General features: G+C 38.6%; 18 protein-coding genes. 3 read left to right on the top strand and 15 right to left on the bottom strand.

Annotation, left to right across the window (positions count from 1 at the left end):
• Positions 1–27 precede the first annotated feature (27 nt).
• The 8 genes from AB986_RS07010 to AB986_RS07040 form a co-directional block, all read right to left on the bottom strand.
• On the bottom strand, positions 28–1092 hold the full coding sequence (locus AB986_RS07010; RefSeq protein ID WP_048310156.1) for an aldolase/citrate lyase/malate synthase family protein: 1065 nt from the start codon (positions 1090–1092) through the stop codon (positions 28–30).
• Between the two features lie 11 nt (positions 1093–1103).
• Positions 1104–1250 (bottom strand): hypothetical protein, encoded by a 147-nt coding sequence (locus AB986_RS22305; protein WP_161797346.1) that lies wholly within the window; start codon positions 1248–1250, stop codon positions 1104–1106.
• A gap of 394 nt (positions 1251–1644) precedes the next feature.
• Positions 1645–1965: a thioredoxin family protein gene (locus AB986_RS07015; protein ID WP_048310157.1), complete on the bottom strand. Its 321-nt coding sequence runs from the start codon at positions 1963–1965 to the stop codon at positions 1645–1647.
• Between the two features lie 30 nt (positions 1966–1995).
• Positions 1996–2835, bottom strand: a complete 840-nt coding sequence (locus AB986_RS07020) for a DUF1206 domain-containing protein (RefSeq protein WP_048310158.1) — start codon at positions 2833–2835, stop codon at positions 1996–1998.
• A 251-nt stretch (positions 2836–3086) separates the two neighbouring features.
• Positions 3087–3971: a metal ABC transporter permease gene (locus AB986_RS07025; RefSeq protein WP_048310159.1), complete on the bottom strand. Its 885-nt coding sequence runs from the start codon at positions 3969–3971 to the stop codon at positions 3087–3089.
• A complete protein-coding gene (locus tag AB986_RS07030) occupies positions 3968–5335 on the bottom strand; it encodes a metal ABC transporter permease (protein WP_048310160.1) in 1368 nt (455 codons plus the stop codon). Before AB986_RS07030 ends, AB986_RS07025 begins: the two co-directional genes overlap by 4 nt.
• A gap of 11 nt (positions 5336–5346) precedes the next feature.
• On the bottom strand, positions 5347–6102 hold the full coding sequence (locus AB986_RS07035; RefSeq protein ID WP_048310161.1) for a metal ABC transporter ATP-binding protein: 756 nt from the start codon (positions 6100–6102) through the stop codon (positions 5347–5349).
• 36 nt (positions 6103–6138) lie between these two features.
• A complete protein-coding gene (locus AB986_RS07040; RefSeq protein ID WP_048310162.1) occupies positions 6139–7065 on the bottom strand; it encodes a metal ABC transporter solute-binding protein, Zn/Mn family in 927 nt (308 codons plus the stop codon).
• 446 nt (positions 7066–7511) lie between these two features.
• On the opposite strand from AB986_RS07040, the gene AB986_RS22905 reads away from it, so the two are divergent.
• Positions 7512–8207: a universal stress protein gene (locus tag AB986_RS22905; protein ID WP_161797347.1), complete on the top strand. Its 696-nt coding sequence runs from the start codon at positions 7512–7514 to the stop codon at positions 8205–8207.
• A gap of 53 nt (positions 8208–8260) precedes the next feature.
• On the opposite strand, the gene AB986_RS21110 is transcribed toward AB986_RS22905, so the two are convergent.
• On the bottom strand, positions 8261–10057 hold the full coding sequence (locus AB986_RS21110) for an ATP-binding protein (protein ID WP_053216065.1): 1797 nt from the start codon (positions 10055–10057) through the stop codon (positions 8261–8263).
• A 234-nt stretch (positions 10058–10291) separates the two neighbouring features.
• Here AB986_RS21110 and AB986_RS07055 point away from each other — a divergent pair, with 234 nt between their 5' ends.
• The gene (locus AB986_RS07055) at positions 10292–10576 is read left to right on the top strand and encodes a hypothetical protein (protein ID WP_048310163.1); all 285 of its coding nucleotides are present in this window, start codon (positions 10292–10294) and stop codon (positions 10574–10576) included.
• On the opposite strand, the gene AB986_RS07060 is transcribed toward AB986_RS07055, so the two are convergent.
• Together AB986_RS07060 and AB986_RS07065 are read right to left on the bottom strand one after the other, a co-directional pair.
• Entirely contained in the window at positions 10577–12436 is a 1860-nt protein-coding gene (locus AB986_RS07060) for a helix-turn-helix domain-containing protein (protein ID WP_048310164.1), read from the bottom strand.
• 21 nt (positions 12437–12457) lie between these two features.
• Positions 12458–13672, bottom strand: coding sequence for an amidohydrolase (locus tag AB986_RS07065; protein ID WP_048310165.1), 1215 nt, complete (start codon positions 13670–13672; stop codon positions 12458–12460).
• A gap of 224 nt (positions 13673–13896) precedes the next feature.
• On the opposite strand from AB986_RS07065, the gene AB986_RS07070 reads away from it, so the two are divergent.
• Positions 13897–14514, top strand: coding sequence for an NAD(P)-dependent oxidoreductase (locus AB986_RS07070; protein WP_048310166.1), 618 nt, complete (start codon positions 13897–13899; stop codon positions 14512–14514).
• Here the strand turns inward: AB986_RS07070 and AB986_RS07075 are convergent, their stop codons facing one another.
• The 4 genes from AB986_RS07075 to deoD form a co-directional block, all read right to left on the bottom strand.
• The gene (locus tag AB986_RS07075) at positions 14515–15621 is read right to left on the bottom strand and encodes a Ger(x)C family spore germination protein (RefSeq protein ID WP_048310167.1); all 1107 of its coding nucleotides are present in this window, start codon (positions 15619–15621) and stop codon (positions 14515–14517) included.
• On the bottom strand, positions 15614–16699 hold the full coding sequence (locus AB986_RS07080; protein WP_048310168.1) for a GerAB/ArcD/ProY family transporter: 1086 nt from the start codon (positions 16697–16699) through the stop codon (positions 15614–15616). Before AB986_RS07080 ends, AB986_RS07075 begins: the two co-directional genes overlap by 8 nt.
• A 15-nt stretch (positions 16700–16714) precedes the next feature.
• Positions 16715–18193: a spore germination protein gene (locus AB986_RS07085; protein ID WP_048310169.1), complete on the bottom strand. Its 1479-nt coding sequence runs from the start codon at positions 18191–18193 to the stop codon at positions 16715–16717.
• 119 nt (positions 18194–18312) lie between these two features.
• Positions 18313–19023, bottom strand: a complete 711-nt coding sequence (gene deoD, locus AB986_RS07090; protein ID WP_048310170.1) for a purine-nucleoside phosphorylase — start codon at positions 19021–19023, stop codon at positions 18313–18315.
• Between the last annotated feature and the right edge of the window lie 300 nt (positions 19024–19323).

A 19323-nucleotide genomic window follows, 5' to 3' on the forward strand; every position in this document is an offset into this window, starting at 1 on the left:
CCTCCTAGTTATCACTCAAATTTTAGATCAAACGCTTAATTCATTCACTGTTTCCAGAAATGCAATACAGTCATTTCGCTTCTTCCAGATCTGGTTTGGCTCAGGCATATAGTGATTATAGATTGCGTTAACCATGTCAGTCATAGTTGGATTAGACACACAAGTTCCATCAAATCCTTCAACCACTCCAACTGTTTCAAATTCAAATTGTTTTAGCGTATCTTCTCTATCACAACCTTTACTAGAATCATCACAAATGACATGCGTGTTTCGTTTGTGAGCTATGTTTATTGCGTAACGAGCGGCATCCGTTATAGTTTTTGTTTTATCTGTTTCAAGATGAATTCCTGAACAGTGATTTCTTAGTTCATACAGCATTTCTTCCACTTGATAAATACCATCACTACCTAGTAGTACAGAAGCTTTAACTGTCCCCTCTACAAGGTTCATCTCTTTTTCAGCGAAACAGAAAACGTTGTTCCAAAATTTCGCTTCGTGATAGGATGTAAAACCTGTTAACCCGAAATAAGGTGCAGATCCACTTTGCGACAATGGAAGCGTGTTATGAAACAGGTATAACCCGAAATCAAATAGTCCGGCTGACATTGCGATTCCATCTACAATGACTTTCTCTTCTATCATGTTCCACTGTCGTGGGATCATCATGATAGAAGTAGGGTATACGTTAAGTTCACTGTTATTTCGATTAATTTCTTCATTTACATTTGCATGAGTAGCCATGCGCTGTTTATAGGTTAAAAATGGTTCACTCATTAAATCAGCTGCAAAAACTTTTGCCCCACTTTGTAATGAGGTTCTTAGTCGCTTTTTATCTTCAGCAGAATGTCTAATGATTAAGCGACGATCTTGAAGATCTGCTCTAACATGCTTAACAGTCCAGTTCGTATCCCGAACAGATTTCGTATTTGAAAGAAACCCTTTTTGCGTTTTTTTGTTTTGCATTACAAGTTCTTCAAGATCTTTCATGTCTGTTTCAAACTGACGATGGAGCTTCAACAGAAACGCCATCGCCTCCTGTGTTAATAGACTACTTTCGTTAGAGTTAACGCTTTCAATCTTCTCCTCAAGCATCGCTTCCCCTCCTATTCTAAGCGACCGCTACTATTACAGCGATGGCAGCCTACACAACCTTCACCTTCACAATGATGACACCCTTCTACTTTTCTTTCCTTCCCCTGACAATGTGGACATTCTAGCTCACCATTTCCATAACATGTATAACAATCCATTTTTCTTTCCTCCCAACTGTTATAATACAATTTGTTTTATTTGTTAGTATTATATAACAACTTTCAAAAAAGGTTCAACCTGATTTTCAAAAAAATTAAAAAAACTGTGATTTATACAAACCATAGTTTAATATTTTACTAATTTTGTATTATATTTACGAAAACTAACAAAAATCTGCGTGCTCAGCACGTGTAACTGTATCAAACAGATAATGCTCAATTTTGTATAAACGGATACTTGTTTAAAGAACTTTCACCTGAGAGAAGGTGCAGATTTGATGTATCTTCCATTTTTCTGCTTGCTTGATCCACAGCCGTCAATCTTTGATCATTTTGAGGTGGTGTTTAAAAACATCTATTTCTATCACAAAAAAAGCACCCACATTGGGTGCTTTTAGCTAATCATCGTAATAATTCGATTAATGGAGGAACGGAACGATTCGATATTGACGAATCGTGCTTCCCTGATTGATTCTTTCCCTTCAACATAAAGCAATAGAACAGGAATCGTAAACACTGAGTATTCCCCAGCTGCTTCAGGGGTTTCGTGTACGTTAAGTTTCCCACTTTTGATTTGCGGAAAGTCTTTAAGAACTTCTTCGACTTGAGGCAATAAGGCATGACATACAGAGCAATTCGTTCCGTATAGATAAAGAAAATAAAGTGGATACTCATTTTGATATTGCTTAGCTTCTTCTAACGTTACTTCTTCCATTTAGGACACCTTCTTTGTATCAATCAGCTATTAAGATATATTCATTCTTCTATTTTTGGCAATGACGAACATAAATATGCCATAAGCAATTAATCCAAATGCAACGATTCCAAGAAGGATTGCACCATAGGACTGCTTTGCAAGTTCAGACAAGGCACCATCAAATCCTTTTGTCTTATCTGGATCGGCGGTAATAGCCGTTTGGATAATAAAGACACCAATCAATCCGAATACCACGCCACGAGCTGTGAAGCCAAATTGTCCAACACGTTTACCCCACCATTCTTCCTGATTGTGCATTTCATGTTGTTTCAAATGCTTCATAAATGATTTCTTATACGCTCGAACCGCTTGGTAAATTCCAAATGCGATAAAACAAAGACCAACAAAGCCAAGTACCCATTGACCATATGGCTGTCCTAATAACTTTGCAGACCATGACTGCTTGCTACTCGAAGATGAGCTGCCTGCTCGCATAATAATTGAAACGGCGTTGTAAGCTAGGAATAAATGAATGATCGCACTACTAAAGTAACCAATTCGACTTCCGAGTGCACCCATTCCAGACCCTTTGTTGTCAGGATCTTTGAAAGCCTGGATGATTTTCCATGAAGCATAACCTATAAGACCTAATGCCAACAACCAGAGAAGTGCCTCACCAAAGGGTTTGCTTGCGATAGTTGTAAAAGCACCTTTGGAATCTGTTGTTTTGCCACCTGGTCCAAGCGCAGCTTGAGCAGCTAGTACTCCAATAACAACATAAACCATACCTTTCGCAATGTATCCCATTCTTGCAAAACCTCTAATCCAAGGTTTAACATCATTTGTTGCCTGACGTGCTTTTGCTTTCGCAGCAGTACCCGTGTCCATGTATTATCTCCTTCCAACCTATTAAATAATTAGACCATTATTCCTATTCCCACTATCCGTTACTTTCAACCCAAAAATACTGTATGGAAATAAAAATAGCCCCGTAAGCGAATCCAGCATTCGCTTACGGGGCTTCTAAATGAGGAGATAGACTTGTGGGCCAAGCTATCGCATTTTCTTACTATACTATAGATCACATAATTTTCATATAGTTTCGAATCATTTCTTTTCTAATTCATCGCGTTAAAATGCTACGACTGTTCAGCAACAATGCTTCTTCTCGCAATTAATTTTGCCATCAAGCCATGCTTTGGTGAAAGAATGAACGTGACTGCAAAAATCAGTCCTGCGATAGATGCCATTGAACCAGAAATTGAAATGTTCCAGATCAGTGCAGCATAATAACCTCCGATTGCTGCAATCACACCAATTGCTGCACTAATAACTAACATGACTATAAGTTTATCAGTTAATAGATAAGCTGTTGCACCTGGCACAATAAGCATCGCTACAACAAGAATTGCACCAACGCTATCAAAAGAAGCAACTGTAGTAATGGATACCATTGACATAAGTAAGTAATGAATAAACATTACGGGTATTCCAATTGCTGATGCCATTGCAGGATCAAATGAACTTATTTTAATCTCTTTATAGAATAAAAAGATTAAGATCAAGTTGATTAATAGAACACTACCTAGCATCCAAACAGCAGAAGGACCGAGATTCATTCCGCCAATCGTTAACGTGTTCCAAGGAATGAATGTTATTTCACCCATTAGCGCATGATTAACGTCGAGGTGAACTTTACCTGCAAAGGCTGAAAGAAGGATAACACCAAACGCAAAGAGAGAGGTAAATACGACACCAATTGCTGCATCTGATTGCACTCCGCTTGTGTGAAGCACCTGTACTAGAAAAGCCGTTAATAATCCGATAATTCCTGCACCAACAAGCATGTAAATTCCTTCAAGAGAGTGACTCACGAGGTACGCAAGCACAATTCCAAGTAGAACAGTATGACTAATTGCATCTGCTAACATAGCCATCTTTCGAAGAATAAGAAAACAGCCTACTATACCGCAGGTCACTCCCACAAGAGAACCTGTTAGCATAATCCATGCTCCGTAGCTCATGACGATTTCACCTCTCTTTTTCGTTTATTACTATCGTTTGATTCCAAATTAGCAATGTAGTATTTCTCACCTTTAGCAAAATGAGCTGGGTCGAGCTGTGGAGTGTGCTCGTGTACGGCCATTAATTCCATTAATTCATTTAATGTATGTGAAGGAATTTCGTAATACTCCCATGCATCATTTGCTGCTAATTGAAGGTAAGCGAACCTCATTTCATACATTGTGTAAATCTCAAACAATCGGTTATTGAATGTAACTTCGTAAGCTGCTTTAGCTCCTGGTGCTGTTAATCCCCATTTTCCATCCGTTTGATTCAATAGACCTTCTCTACTCAGACGGTGAAGATTTTTATCAAGCATACGAGTCGCCATTCTTCTTCTAGTAAGCAACTGATCACGTGTGAATAACATGCTCTGATTAGAAATACTCGCTTCTTCAGCAAGGTCATACATTGTTTGGAGTACTGTTTCTCTTGCAACACGTTTACGTAATCTGTAAAGTTTCAGTCCTTTTGAAACAAGTCCACGATTAGGTGCAAACACAAGCGAGATGATAAAAATAACCGTAGCAGCCAAAACAATGACTGGTCCAGTTGGCAAGTTGCTCGCCATCGAACTTAAGATCGTACCAAGAATACCTGAAAGAGCCCCGATTGTACCTGCTACAATGACCATACGATCAAGACGATCGGTCCAGTATCTTGCAGCTATTGCAGGCGTAATGAGCATGGCGGCCATAAGGATAACGCCCACGGCTTGTAAACCGATTACAACTGCACTTACGATTAGGGTCATTAGTAAAGCATTAATGAAGCCAGTTGGAAGTCCAATTCCTTTTGCAAATTGTCGATCGAATGTAAACAGCTTCAATTCCTTAAAAAGGAGAAACGTTATGATAAGAAGAACAATTGCTACACTAGAAATAACCTTAACGTCACTACCAACAAGCGAAGCTGCCTGACCGAATATAAAGTCGTCAAGTCCACTTTGATTTCCATTCTTAGACTGCGCAATTTTCGTAAGAAGGACAATTCCAAAGCCAAAGAACACAGAAAGAACCAATCCAATCGCAGTGTCTTCTTTAATTCTCGAATGATTAATAATCGCCTGAATGAAATAGGTTGCAAGTAAGCCGGATAATGCAGCCCCTACAAGAAACCATCCAATTGATTTTGTTCCATATAGTAAGAATGCTAGACAAATACCTGGTAATGCAGCATGAGCCATCGCATCACCAATCAGACTCTGCTTGCGAAGAAGAGCAAAGCTTCCAAGCACACCGCTCGCAACTCCTAGAAGAATAGATCCAAAGAGGACCCATTGTGTATTCGCATCCTGCAAAGTTAAGAGAAGCTCATTCCACATTTTAAGCCCTCCTATGACTGCACTACATGTGATGGGTCAAGTTGAGTGTCTAGAAACGACAGACGACCACCATATGTTTTTTGCAGATTATCGATTGTAAACACTTCTTCAGTAGGTCCAAGGGCAATTTTCCGTTTGTTTAATAGGAGCGTCCAATCAAAATATTCCTTAACTGTTTGAAGGTCATGGTGAACAACGAGTACTGTTTTACCCTGCGCCTTTAGTTCGTTTAATAAAGAAATAATTGCTTTCTCAGTCGCTGCGTCAACTCCTACAAACGGTTCATCCATGAAATAGACAGTCGCATCCTGTGCAAGTGCTCTTGCGAGGAAGACACGCTGCTGCTGCCCACCTGAAAGCTGGCTGATTTGCCGACTTGCATATTCTTTCATACCAACTTTATCAAGTGCCTGTAGAGCGATAGCAGTGTCCTTTTTACCTGGACGCCTAAACCATCCAATATGTCCATATCGCCCCATTAGTACAACATCTAATGCATTTGTTGGAAAGTCCCAATCAACTGAACCACGCTGCGGAACGTATCCAACTAGTTTTCTTTGAGATTTATAAGGTTTACCATAAATATCTACTGTGCCTGAGGCTGTTGGAATGAGCCCTAATATCGCTTTAATTAAAGTCGATTTCCCTGCACCATTTGGTCCAACAACACCAATTAATTTACCTTCTGGCATATCGAAAGTAATTTCTTGTAGTACCGGCTTTCGATCGTATGCAACTGTAACGTTTGATACCTTCACTGGATTCATCTCTGTGCTCCTTTCTTACTTTATTACTTTCTTACTTTATTTCAATGATTCTGTTATTGTTTCAATGTTGTGTTCGTACATTCCTACATACGTTCCTTCAGGTGTACCTTCTTCTCCCATTGCGTCAGAAAATAATTCTCCACCTATAACAACTTCATGACCCTTTTCTTTCGAGCCTTCAACAACCGCATTTATAGACCGTTCTGAAATACTACTTTCTATGAAAACAGCTTTGATGTTTCGGTCAGCGAGAACGTTAACCAAATCCTGTACGTCTCGCAATCCATATTCTGAATCGGTACTTAAGCCTTGTAAGCCTTTAACTTCCATGCCGTATGCTTGGCCGAAGTATTGAAATGCATCGTGTGCAGTCACAAGGACACGACTTTCTTCAGGTATTTCATTAATTCTCTCTTGTGATTCAGTTTGTAACGTCGTTAATTCTTCAAGGTACGCTTCAGTGTTTTTTTCATAATCAGCTTTATTATCTGGATCTAGTTCAATCAAGCCATCGCGTACTTCTTCAACCGCATACTTCCATAAGTCAATGTCAAACCAAACGTGAGGATCTACTGCAGACGAATTTGCTTGATCAACCAAAAGCATGTCTTCTGGAATCGCTTCTGCGACTGGATAGGTTGGATTCTCATCTTTCATTTTCGCAAAAATATCGCCCATTTTCCCTTCAAGATGTAGACCATTATAGAAAATAATATCGGCGTTCGATAATTTGTTAATATCTCCTTGAGATGCTTTGTACAAATGCGGATCGATTCCAGGACCCATTAGTGAATCAACTTTAACGTGATCTTCACCTATGTTTTTAGCAATGTCTCCAATCTGACCTGTTGTAGTTGTAACTTTAATCTTCCCTTCACCTTCAGTACTCTCCCCTGCAGTACTGCAAGCACCTAAAATAACTAGTAACAAACAAGCGCTGACAATTCCAAACCATTTCTTCATAATCGTTCTCCTCTCTTTCTGTCCATCATTCTCTTAATCTAATAATCTTCAACTAACCTATGGGCTCTTTATAAAAGATGTGCTTTTCCACTTATCAATTGTGAAAACATTTTGCAATCCCTCTCTTTTGTTTGCTGCATATACAAGTTTTTCCCTCGTGCAACAATTGATTAAAAAAACAGAGCTGAAAGCAGCTCCAATCAATAAAATTTAAAGAAATCGATTAATCACTCACGAAAAATCATAATTAGTACTAATGTCGACGTTCGTAAATGTTTCCCTAATGCAAAAGTATCGCACAAACGAAAGTTTGTCAACTCTAGTTTATGCTCTACGTTAGTTGAATAGAATAATTATTTCTTCCTGTGATATGTATCACAGTCTTCTATTGCCTTTCAGATTACAATAAAAGTAAGTTAACTATACTTTTTTGAGGGGGAATTAAGATGAGTGCAAAACATTTCAACATTCTTGTAGCGGTAGATGGATCTGATTCAGCAGAGGTTGCTTTCTCAAAAGCAGTTGATATTGCTATACAGGACGACGCATCACTTCTCATTGCACACGTTATTGATACGAGGAACTTCTCCACTTTTGAACTATATGATTTAGCAACAGAACGAGCTGAACATTTCGGCCAACGGCTACTTAAAGAATATAAAGAAAAAGCAGCTTTAGCAGGGTTAAGAAATGTTAAAACAACCATTGAGTATGGATCTCCTAAAGTAAAGATTTCCAAAACCATCGCTCCTCAACATAACATTGATCTCATTGTATGTGGCGCTACTGGAATGAACCGTGTTGAACGGTTGCTGATGGGAAGCGTATCGGAACACATCACCCGACATGCTCCTTGTGATGTTCTCGTTGTAAGAGGTGCAAAAGTACCAATTAAGGAGGGAATTAAATTGAACATAGGTGACAAAATTCTAAAACATCGATTAGAATCTAATTTGACTATTGAAGAACTTGCAGTTAAGGTTCGAATTGGTTCTGGTTTAATGCAGCAAATTGAAGAGGGGCAATCACATCCTGACGTACAAACCTTACTCAAAATATCTACCGCACTAGATATTCCAGCTTCTGAATTTCTAGAAAAAGAAACCATTGAAGCATTAAAAAATGTAGAAACAAAAAAGTAATTGACTTTTCATACTTGAATAATAAACAACGCTGGCAATATGCCAGCGTTTTTTTATTGCGCGGAAACTAAATGTTTTTCTTCAGCCGGAAGAGAAATGTTTACAGTTGTTCCTTCTCCCTCAATACTCGTGATGGTCATTCTTCCATTATGATTCTCAATAATGTTGAAACTCACCATCAACCCGAGTCCTGTACCATTCTCTTTAAGTGTATAGAATGGTTCTCCAATTCTTGATAACTGATGTTCTGGGATACCAACGCCTTGATCTTTTATTGAAATCACGGCGTCGTCGTTTTCATTCTTTGAAACTTTTAATGAGATCATACCACCTGAGGGCATCGCTTCAATAGCGTTTTTTAGCACGTTTACTAAAACCTGTTTAATCTGGTTTTCTTCACAAACAAGGAGAAAATGATCGAACTCGTAGTCTGTTCTTATAACAATATCCTTCAGAATTGCTTGCGTCTTGAGAAGCGAAACAACATGCCTTAGTAACGAGATAAGGTCACTTTCAGCAAATTCTTTTTCTTGTGGTCTTGCGAGCAACATAAATTCACTCACTATGAAATTGATACGATCAATTTCTGAGAGCATGATTTGCAAGAACTCCTGTGATTTTTCATCTTTTGATGAGCTATGAAGAATATTCGCAAACCCTTTTAAAGAAGTTAATGGATTTCTTATTTCATGTGCAACACCCGCTGCTAACTCTCCAACAGCTGTTAACTTTTCTGAGCGCCTTAGAAGTTCTTCCGTTTCTTTTGATTCTGTAATATCTTCTACGAAAGCAATGACACCCTGTACTTTCCCCTCGATTATATGAGGAATCGATACAATTTTCACTTTAACGGAATGGCCAAGTTTGTGTACGATGGCTGATTCACATTTCTGAGGACTACCCTTTTTGGTTTCTTCAAAGCAAGTCATCATCCGCTTAAGAAATCGCTGTTCAACAATTTGAAAACTCGTTTTATTTCTTGCTTCACTTGAAGTGTATCCACTCATTTTCTCTAATGAAGGATTGATATTGAGAATCTGACCATCAACATTCAGAAGCATCACACCGTCTGGACTGTTTTCAACGAGTGATTGATATCTGTGCTCACTTTCTTGTAGTTGGTTCGCTTGAATCTCAAGCTTACGATCTCGAACGACACTAATTAATATTAAGACGGCTACAATGAAAATACCTGTCAAAACGATGTACTGCAGAAGTGTGCTGTCACCGTAATTCTCAACATTAAATTGAGGTTTTGCTAAGGACGTCGACATCGTTAAATAATAAATACAAGAAGAGCCAATACCAAGTACGATAGCGCCAAACATTTTCCCCCAAGAAGAGACTTTTTCGTTTGAAACACCATAAACGAGCCATAAGCTACTGATTGTTGTAAAAAAGGCAATGGATCCTGGGAGTGCTAATCTCCACCAATCACTTAATTTGTATGTAACGTTCAGCAAATAGGTGGAAGTGAGCACCTGTAGAATAAGTAAGGATAGCGCAATAGATATACTAGCAAAGAAGATAGCTCTTAATTGCCTTTTGTATGTAAGAATAAGAAATGAAACAAACGAACCACAAACAGGGATTAATAGTGTAGTAGCAACAAACCATGGCTGATAGTGAGCTGATGAAGTGGATGCCAATCCCAAAATGACTATGTATTGAAGAATCCAAATACCAGCTCCAAATGCGAGAGCACTTCCGATAATCCATATTTTTCTATATGAGAGCACCATATTTAAGGCTTTTTCATGAAAATCAAATGCTGTATATGAATAACTTACTACCATTAAAATCGAGATCACAACTAGAAAGAAATGAAATGTATATGTGAAATCCGCCATGCTATACCCCACTCTTTTTTTGTATTCAATGTCAAAATCTAAACAATCATATCCCTAATTACTATTTGACAATGTTCACGTAATCCCTTCCACATTTTACAAATTTAACAGGAAATTTCGTTTTTCAATTAGCTCGAAAATGACAAACAGCCTGTTTAGAACAGGCTGCAATTGACAATTCAAGTGCCTAACTATAGGTTTATTCGGGTAAGGAAGAGTGAAGGAGGAGTATCCATGCCACAAATTCTTTTTAAAGTTCAACAAGTCAATCGTCTAGAAAACCACCATATACCCGATACGTACGAAGCAACAGTTGAAGTGGAGATCATTAATCGTGAATCAGGAGAACTTATGAAACAGGGTACTCTCCCTGTTCAATTTAATGAACACGGCTCATTTCCTTCTATTTCACATATTCAACAGTTTGTATCTGATAAGAAGATGCAGACAAAGCTGTTATTTGATATTAGAAGATATGTACGCAAGTTGCGCCCGTACCTTCAACCTGATGAACAATAACTAGGCCTCATATAAATAGCGGTAGATGTTACAAGCAACCTGGATGTTCAGTAAGTCAGTAGGGTTATTGAATTCTATGTTCATGATTTCTTGAATACGTTGAATTCGATAGTTCATAGTGTTCACATGAACGTGTAACTGTTCAGATGCATCTTTCAAATCCTGACCAGTTGATAAATAGACGAATAGCGTCTGGAACAATTCACCTTTCCGTCTTTTCTCGTAAGCAAGGAGCGGAGAAAGGTATTCAAACGCGTAGTTTGCAAGCTCGTCTTCTTTGTTATTTAGAAGTAAGCGTAGAGCCCCTAGTTCTTCATACCATGAGGTTGATCCTGCAAAAGCAAAGCGTTTGAGGAACTTAATCGTTTTCTTCGCTTCTTGAAACGATTGATGAAGTGCAAGTAACCCTTTAACTGGTTTGCCAATTCCGATTCGGCAAACTTTCTCTTCTGATATGTCTTCGATTAATTGATTGAAATCATTCATAAAGCGGTTAACAGTGATTATGGATGATTCAATCCCTTTCTTATATTCCTGGTGGAAGATCAAAACAACTTGTCTACCCCATTCTGTTACAAGCACTTGTATGTCACTATTATTCGTTAGTAAGTGACTTATAGCAGAATGAATACACCTGCGGAGCCATTCCTCTTGCTCTTTACTATATTCCTGCGGCACATCAAGAACAGCCGCTGTGAAATAACCATCCATACTTGTATCCAATCGATTCGAAACATAGCTTAAGTCTGAATCATCTTCTTGTTCTGACAGAACATTAATGAGTAACTCACTTGTTAAGCGCTGCTGTTCCTTATGCTCTGACTCCTTCTTCATTAATTGAAGACCAGCTACTGTACAAGCATGATACACTGCAGAATGTTCAAATCTAGTAAGAGATCGCTTATCCGTTATTACTGCAAGATAGCCTAGTGGAAATGTTAACCTTCCTAACGGAAAAATAAGAAACTCACCTTCTAACCCTACTATAGCCTGATCTTTCTCATTCGAGTTAATATAGCCGTTCTTTGAATGAAGGTGATTAATAATTGTACTTTTAAGCACTTTTCTGTTCTGCAAATCTTCAGTACTTGATGCCTTCACATCACCAAAGGGATCAAATACCATAACTGCTTTTCCAATGGCATTCCCTAAATAAGTGCAAATTTCCCCAAAAGAACTCTCTTCCATCCCTATGTCCGATAAAGCCTGATGTGTTTCAACTGATTTAGACAAACCCTCATTTTGATGAATAATCGTTTGATTAAACCGCTGTACTTTTTCAAGAGAAATCTCTTTGTTTCGATACAAATCAGCATTTTCAAGGGCAATAGCAGCTTGGGAAGATATTGCTTCTACTAACCTTATATCATCTTCTGTGAATGGCTTCTCTTGTTTGAAACGATCAAGAACGATGACTCCTGTACAAACGTTGTCTTGGATGATTGGGATACAAATTGTGCTTAAAGGGCGTTCTTCGGCCGATTGTTTATATAGCTTAGCATTCTGTACACTCATTGTATCCATCGCATGAGCTACTTCTTTACTTGTTTGAAAGTGAAGTGTTTTTTCTTGTGCAAAAGCCATTCCCGTCATAGACTCACCAGACTTTAGCATAACTTCATTTACAGTTTTTTTGCGAAAGCCATATGAAGCCGCGACTTTTAGACTTTTACTATTACGATCATAAAGAAAGAGGACTCCCCCATCTGCTGCATCGATCGCCGAAACAGCTTCTTCAATCACTGATTGAATAACTGAATAAAAATCTAATGAAGAGTTAAAGATCGTTGAAACTTGCATGAGCAGATGTAGCTGCCGTTTGCTTAGATCTGCTTCGTTCTCTAATAATCCTCTCGCCATTTACTTCCCTCCTTTTCGCTTTTATCTGTTAACACCCTCGATTTTTGAAAGAGGTTGACTGGACTTCTCTAAGTATGAAAGTGTTGCTTCTCCAAGCGTTTTTGCAGCAATTAACATCGCTTTTTCATCGATATCAAACAATTGATGATGGTGAGGATAAGTTGATTGTCTTTCTTCATTTCCAGACCCAGTTAGAAAGAACGTTCCTGGAACTTGTTGAAGGTAGTAAGCGACATCTTCACCAACCATTAAAGCTTCTGTCTCAACGACATCATTTACACCCTCTACATTTTTAGCAGCATCTTCAAGCATCATCGTTTCGGCTTCATGATTGACAACTGGAGGATAGCCACGTTGATAAGTAAACGAATAGTCCGCTCCAGCAGAAACACAAGCACCCTTAATCATTTGTTCCATAAGTGTAACGATCTTCTCACGCACTTCCATATCAAACGTTCGTACTGTACCCTTTAGCGTTGCGGTTTCCGACAGAACGTTAAAAGCAGATCCTGAGTGGAATGACCCAACCGAGACGACTGCTGTTCTTGCGGGATTCACAAAGCGACTTACGATTTGTTGAAGGTTCGTAACAAGCCCACTCGCAACAACAATTGAATCAATTGCTTCGTGTGGAATACCTCCGTGACCACCCTTGCCTTTAATAACAATTTCAAAAGAATCTGCTGCTGCCATGAATCTTCCAGATTTATATGCGATTGTTCCTGTTGGAAAGCCTGACCATAAATGTGTACCAAATAGTACGTCAACGCCGTCTAGACATCCGTCTTCTATCATTGGCTTTGCTCCACCAGGTGTAATTTCTTCAGCAAACTGATGGATAAAAACCACATTCCCAGTAAGTTTCTCTTTCTGTTCATGCATAGCCTTAGCTAGAAACAATAACGTCGATGTATGACCATCATGTCCACAGGCATGCATCACACCAGGTACTGTTGATTTATAGGAGACGTCTTTCTCGTCATGAATCGGTAGAGCATCGAAGTCCGCGCGTAAGGCAACTGTTTTACCTGCAAGTGCCCCCTTTAGTACCGCGACAACACCTCTTCCTCCGACTTCTGTTCTAACCTCCATACCAAGCTCATTATAGAATTTGGCAATTAACTTTGGAGTACGAACTTCTTCAAAAGATAACTCTGGATTTCTATGTAGATCTCTTCTAAGATCAACCATGTCAGGATATAGCTCGTCTAACCTATCAAAAAGTGCTGTTTTCATCTCTTATTCCCCTCTTCTGTATCTGTATTAAGAAACATTATACTAGTTTAGACTTTTTACGCTATGTGTATTTTAACAAAAATTCTGACTATATTATGTAGTTTATAACAAATCAGTTGTAAAAAATGGTGATTTAACATCAAAGAAACGAACGGACGACTGTTAGTTGCATAAACACGTTCTATTTTCTAAAATGGATTTGGACGATAAAGGAGGAAAAACGCATGCGGATTTTACTACTAGGTGCGACTGGAAGAGTTGGAAGCGACATTCTTAAACTCGCTGTTGCAGATCATCACGAAATGAAGGTATTGGTGAGATCTCCGGAAAAGCTCGCTACAAGAGAAAAAGTCACTGTGATTGAAGGGAATGTTCTTGACGAACAGTCTTTGGAAGAAGCTGTGCAAGGTGTTGATGTCGTTGTTAGCGCGCTTAGTACTGATAAAACGACTACACTATCAGAAAGTATACCGATGCTCATAAGCACTATGGAGAAACATCAGATCAAACGAATCATTACAGTTGGGACTGCAGGTATTTTAAATAGTCGTACTGAACCAGCTCTATACAGATTCGAATCTTCAGAATCAAAAAGAAAAACGACCCGTGCCGCAGAAGAGCACCTGTCAGTTTACAAAAATCTTGTTGCAAGTGAACTAGATTGGACAATTGTTTGTCCAACCTATTTGCCAGATGGTGATGCTGTCGGTGGGTACAGAATAAACGAAGATGTTCTTCCAGAGAATGGACGCGAAATTTCAGTAGGTGACACGGCAGACTTTGTTTATCGAACCTTAATGAATAACACACATCAAAAGAAACGAGTTGGGATTGCGTATTAATCATTCAAGCATTCCTTTATTTTGAAGAATGACACTAAACGTTACATTAATGGGGATCTTCTGAAAAAGATCCTCTTCTTTTATCTTCTTCCACTCTTGATATGTTAAAGAATTTCGTACATAACCTTTAATACCCAGACTGTCTGCCTTTTTTTCTTTTAATATTTCAATTAAACGAACTGCTTCATTCGATAAATATCCATCGATCAATTTCTGTACTTCATTGTTATCAGTTGAAGAATTCCCATTCATTTTTGTACCCGTATCCTCTAATAATGATCCTACCATCGAGACGTGGATATCAACTTGCTCAATTTCCGTTCCCTTTTTTTTCACTTTTGTTTCTGCTTTGCTATGATTATAGGTAAAGTAAAGAGTACGATAGCCAGTTTCTTGTGGAATCTTGATAACAAGATCGCTTTTTTTTACTTTACCCCTCATTAACAACAGTAGCTTCGATTCTTGTATCGTCAACTTTCCAACATATCGATCATCACGGAAAAGCGCTGCCCCTTTCACAACAACTTCTCCATCTTCAATTCCAACTAACGGAGCTACAGGCTCAATACCATCGTCATGCATATCCCTAGAGAAATAATGAATATCTAAATATGGAATATTGAACTGATCCGACTCTTTTCTCAACATTTTATCTACATAGTTCCCTGTACTTTCAGTTGGAATGGCTTCAAGAATGGCACTTGCTTCTCCTTCAGAAATCACTACTTTTACTTGAGAACCAATCTCTTGATCTCGCTCAACGGAATGGATAATCTGATTAATTCCATCAGCTGCAAAATCTTCAGAGAAGATGAGAGAACGTATTTGACCATTTACTATTTCTTGTTCTGTTTTAGCTGCTAACTTTCGTTCGGCATCTTTCTTTGAAAAGGCGATCGTATCAATCGTAGTCTCTTTACGATTTGACTCTTCCGTAATGCTAGGAAATGTCGAAGTGACGAGCATATTCCCTTCAACTGAATCGGTAGCCTTATCGAAACACATGACGCTCATCAATCCTAACGTTTCAATGATTTTTTGATCATTGCATCCAACGAGTAGAAAAACCAAAGAAAATACAATAACTAAACGTTTAAGATTACGCACGGTGATCTCCCCTGTAAGTTCGAATTCCAATAACAATCAGTAAGATTATAGGCAACCCAACAGCAAGGCCAGCCGCTACAAACCCTACTATGAGAAGCCAGTTTCCGACATCAGCCATCACATTAACTTTTAACGAGAGAAGCATACCGGTAACAATCAAGATGACTAGTGATTGCTTTCGAGATAATTTAGGTATAGCTCTCTCAAGCAAAAGACAGGATGCCCATATATACAGCACTAAAGTTACGAGTATCTTCATGAGAAAAAGATTAAAGACGAAACTCTCGATTCGTTCAATCAGCTCAATCTCAACATATGCAATAAGATTAAGGACTGGATAACTTGTTATTTTAAGCTGGTCTAATGAGAAGTAAAGATAAGACATAAAGCATGTTGAAGCATACACAATAGTAGTAATCAGGTGTCCGTAGTAAACACTGTGAAACCATTTTGGCTTTGATTGATCAACGTATGGAAAAAGGAATAGAACGAGTTCAAAACCCAGAAATCCTGTATACACTTGAATGATGCCTTCAACTGCGTTTTTACCTTCTTTAAATATGAACGGTGTTAATCTCAAAAAGGATGTGTGTGGAATATGGTAAATCATTAGCAATGTCATCCAAATGGTTAGGATAAAAAAGATATTCGTTGCTTTGGATATGGTATAGACATCTTTCATTCCAAGATAGAAAGTTAATACCATAAGAATCACTATTAGCATGCTAGAGTTTGTATTCTGCAAACTTAGAACCTGAGTGATTAAAATGAAATCCTTACTAACTAGGATTGCAAGTAATGACCAGGTGACTGCCAGAAGCATATAAAACGGAAGCATCACTTTTACTGAAATCAGGCCTTCCATAATCTCAAAAACGTTTTCTCCAATCCTAAATCGTATAACGAGCGATATGAGTAGAATGTTAATGATTACAATAAAAGAAACAATTAATACCATGATCCATCCGTTTGTCCCAAAGTTAACAGCTAACATTCTTGGCAATTTATATAGCGTAACGCCTGATTGAATCATATAAATGAGGATTGCAAGGTGGAAAGGTGCAATTTTCTCAGACATCAGCATCCCACATATTCAATCATTCCTTTGTTTACTTTTGTTCGAGCTTCTTGCCATAGTCGGTCTCGTCTTCATCATTTTATATGGTGCTCTTAGCAGGAAATCTTTCCAATCTTTAGGAAAGAATGGTGATAATGGTGACATATAAGGAGCCCCTACGCTCGTAAGACTACTTAAATGAATCACAAGAATCGTAATACCAATCATAATGCCCAGATTACCAAGCAATCCTGCAAGTAAAATGAGACCAAATCGGCCCAGTCTAATACTTGCACTCATAACATAGCTCGGAACAACAAAGGAAGCGATGGCTGAGATCGCAACAACAATGATTAGGACATTACTTGTAATCCCCGCTTGTACAGCAGCTTGACCGATAACGATACCGCCTACAATACCGATTGTTTGTCCAACCTTTGTTGGCAATCTTGCTCCAGCTTCTCTTAGAAACTCAATCGTCATTTCCATTAAGAACGCTTCATAGATAGGATTAAAGGGAACTTTACTCCTCGAAACTGCAAGAGTTGTTAACAGTGATTCCGGAATCATTTCGTAGTGAAAGGTTGTTACTGAAACATACAAAGCTGTAAAAGCAATCGTTATAATGAATGCTCCAAATCGCAATAATCTGGTAGCTGTCCCTGTAAGCCACCTCTGATAATAGTCATCTCCAGTTTCAAAGAAATCGAAGAAACTAGAAGGAGCTATAATGATCGCAGGACTCCCTTCAAGTATGATAATAATTTTCCCTTCAACAAGCCCTGCTGCTATTGAATCTGGCCTTTCCCTTGTGATGAATTGCGGAAATAACGAATGTGGTTGATCTTCGATAAGCTGAGAGAGCATATGAGCATCATAAACGGCATCTATCTCAATCTTTTCAATACGATGTGTTAATTCTGTTACGAGTTCGTCATTTGCAATTCCTTTAACATAGAGTAAGAATGCATTTGTCTTTGTTACTTCTCCAACAGGAAGCTTGTTTACTTTAAGACGACTGGTTCTCACTCGCCTTCGAATCATTGAAAGATTCGTTTCTCCACTCTCAATAAATCCTTCATGAGGACCGGTTATCGCCGTTTCTGTTTCAGAAGGCTGAATGTTTCGCTTCTCTCCGCCAGCAACGTTTGCAAGAAAGACACGTTCTTTATCAAAAATAGCTGTCTCCCCATCCAGAATGCCGTCTATGACTTCTTTTAAATCCGCTACCGGTTTATAAAACGAACGCTTTAATAAAGAACTTAATTCTTCCTTCGTAACATGATAAAAGGGGTCAAGTATTTCTGACTGAAAACGATCTTTGTCTACTAGATGATTAAAGTAAATCAAGTTTACTTGAAGTTCTGGAAAATGAATATCCTCACGATCAGAGCATCCTTCTAATTCATTTACTACTTGCTCGTACAATGATAATTCTAACGATGGCTCACTATGCTGTTGATCATTTAATTCCTTCAGTTTCTTTATTAACTTCTTTGGTTTACGCCTTATCATAACAGCAGCCTCCAACGTTATAATAAGGTTAGCTTTTGAAAGATTCTCTCCATTTATTCCTTTAAACAAACAAAAAAAGGAAACGGGTCATCACCCATTTCCTTTTCGAACTGAACATATTATTTCTGTTTAAGTGCTGCTTCAAGCGCGATAACCATCATTTCTTTAAAGGTAGACTGACGCTCTTCTGAAGTTGTTTCTTCTCCAGTTACGATATGATCACTTACTGTAAGAACAGTTAATGCATTTACACCGTACTTAGCAGCGATTGTGTATAGCGCTGATGTTTCCATCTCCACTCCAAGTACTTGATAGTCAGCTAATTGCTGGAATATTTCCGGATTATCACGATAGAACGAATCGCTTGTGAAAACATTCCCAACGTGAACGCTCATCTCTTTCTCAGTTGCTACATCGTAAGCGCTCTTAAGTAAATTAAAATCAGCAGTAGGTGCAAAGTCCATCCCATTAAACTGAAGGCGATTAACACCTGAATCAGATGTTGCACTCATAGCCAAGATCACGTCTCTTACCTTCACTTCTTTCTTTAACGCTCCGCATGTACCAACACGAATTAAATTCTTAACACCATAGCTTTGAATCAACTCATTTACATAGATTGAAATAGATGGAACACCCATCCCCGTTCCTTGAACTGAGATTCTTTCGCCTTTATATGTACCCGTATAGCCGAGCATCCCTCTTACCTCGTTATAGCAAATAACGTCTTCTAGAAACGTCTCAGCAATATATTTCGCCCGTAGTGGATCTCCTGGTAAAAGAATTGTTTCGGCGATATCGCCCTGTTTAGCTCCAATATGTACACTCATTTAATTACCTCCTTAAATAATGCGCTCACTATCAAAAGTAGCATAAGATGCGTTGAACTTCCACATGCAATGCACCTTGATTATACTTTTCCTTAAAAAACTTGCAATATACTATGTGAATCGTTGTTTATCATATATACATTGTTACTAAATGAGTGGGTTAATTTCCGCTCCAGGGTGCTCGCTTTCCGCGGGGCGGGCGGTGAGCCTCCTCGTCGCTAACGCTCCTGTGGGGTCTCACCTGTCCCGCTCATCCCGCAGGAGTCGAGCATCCTTCCGCTCCAATCACTAAGTGTGGTT

Source organism: Guptibacillus hwajinpoensis (genome assembly GCF_001039475.1).
GTDB lineage: Bacteria > Bacillota > Bacilli > Bacillales > Guptibacillaceae > Guptibacillus > Guptibacillus hwajinpoensis.

What these genes read in the sequence shown, in the direction of transcription:
- AB986_RS07040 (WP_048310162.1), bottom strand. Translation starts at nt 7,065, where the DNA reads ATGAAGAAATGGTTTGGAATTGTCAGCGCTTGTTTGTTACTAGTTATT.
- AB986_RS22905 (WP_161797347.1), top strand. Translation starts at nt 7,512, where the DNA reads ATGAGTGCAAAACATTTCAACATTCTTGTAGCGGTAGATGGATCTGAT.
- AB986_RS07060 (WP_048310164.1), bottom strand. Translation starts at nt 12,436, where the DNA reads ATGGCGAGAGGATTATTAGAGAACGAAGCAGATCTAAGCAAACGGCAG.
- AB986_RS07065 (WP_048310165.1), bottom strand. Translation starts at nt 13,672, where the DNA reads ATGAAAACAGCACTTTTTGATAGGTTAGACGAGCTATATCCTGACATG.
- AB986_RS07010 (WP_048310156.1), bottom strand. Translation starts at nt 1,092, where the DNA reads ATGCTTGAGGAGAAGATTGAAAGCGTTAACTCTAACGAAAGTAGTCTA.
- AB986_RS07085 (WP_048310169.1), bottom strand. Translation starts at nt 18,193, where the DNA reads ATGATAAGGCGTAAACCAAAGAAGTTAATAAAGAAACTGAAGGAATTA.
- AB986_RS07015 (WP_048310157.1), bottom strand. Translation starts at nt 1,965, where the DNA reads ATGGAAGAAGTAACGTTAGAAGAAGCTAAGCAATATCAAAATGAGTAT.
- deoD (WP_048310170.1), bottom strand. Translation starts at nt 19,023, where the DNA reads ATGAGTGTACATATTGGAGCTAAACAGGGCGATATCGCCGAAACAATT.
- AB986_RS07030 (WP_048310160.1), bottom strand. Translation starts at nt 5,335, where the DNA reads ATGTGGAATGAGCTTCTCTTAACTTTGCAGGATGCGAATACACAATGG.
- AB986_RS07070 (WP_048310166.1), top strand. Translation starts at nt 13,897, where the DNA reads ATGCGGATTTTACTACTAGGTGCGACTGGAAGAGTTGGAAGCGACATT.
- AB986_RS22305 (WP_161797346.1), bottom strand. Translation starts at nt 1,250, where the DNA reads ATGGATTGTTATACATGTTATGGAAATGGTGAGCTAGAATGTCCACAT.
- AB986_RS21110 (WP_053216065.1), bottom strand. Translation starts at nt 10,057, where the DNA reads ATGGCGGATTTCACATATACATTTCATTTCTTTCTAGTTGTGATCTCG.
- AB986_RS07025 (WP_048310159.1), bottom strand. Translation starts at nt 3,971, where the DNA reads ATGAGCTACGGAGCATGGATTATGCTAACAGGTTCTCTTGTGGGAGTG.
- AB986_RS07035 (WP_048310161.1), bottom strand. Translation starts at nt 6,102, where the DNA reads ATGAATCCAGTGAAGGTATCAAACGTTACAGTTGCATACGATCGAAAG.
- AB986_RS07055 (WP_048310163.1), top strand. Translation starts at nt 10,292, where the DNA reads ATGCCACAAATTCTTTTTAAAGTTCAACAAGTCAATCGTCTAGAAAAC.
- AB986_RS07020 (WP_048310158.1), bottom strand. Translation starts at nt 2,835, where the DNA reads ATGGACACGGGTACTGCTGCGAAAGCAAAAGCACGTCAGGCAACAAAT.
- AB986_RS07080 (WP_048310168.1), bottom strand. Translation starts at nt 16,699, where the DNA reads ATGTCTGAGAAAATTGCACCTTTCCACCTTGCAATCCTCATTTATATG.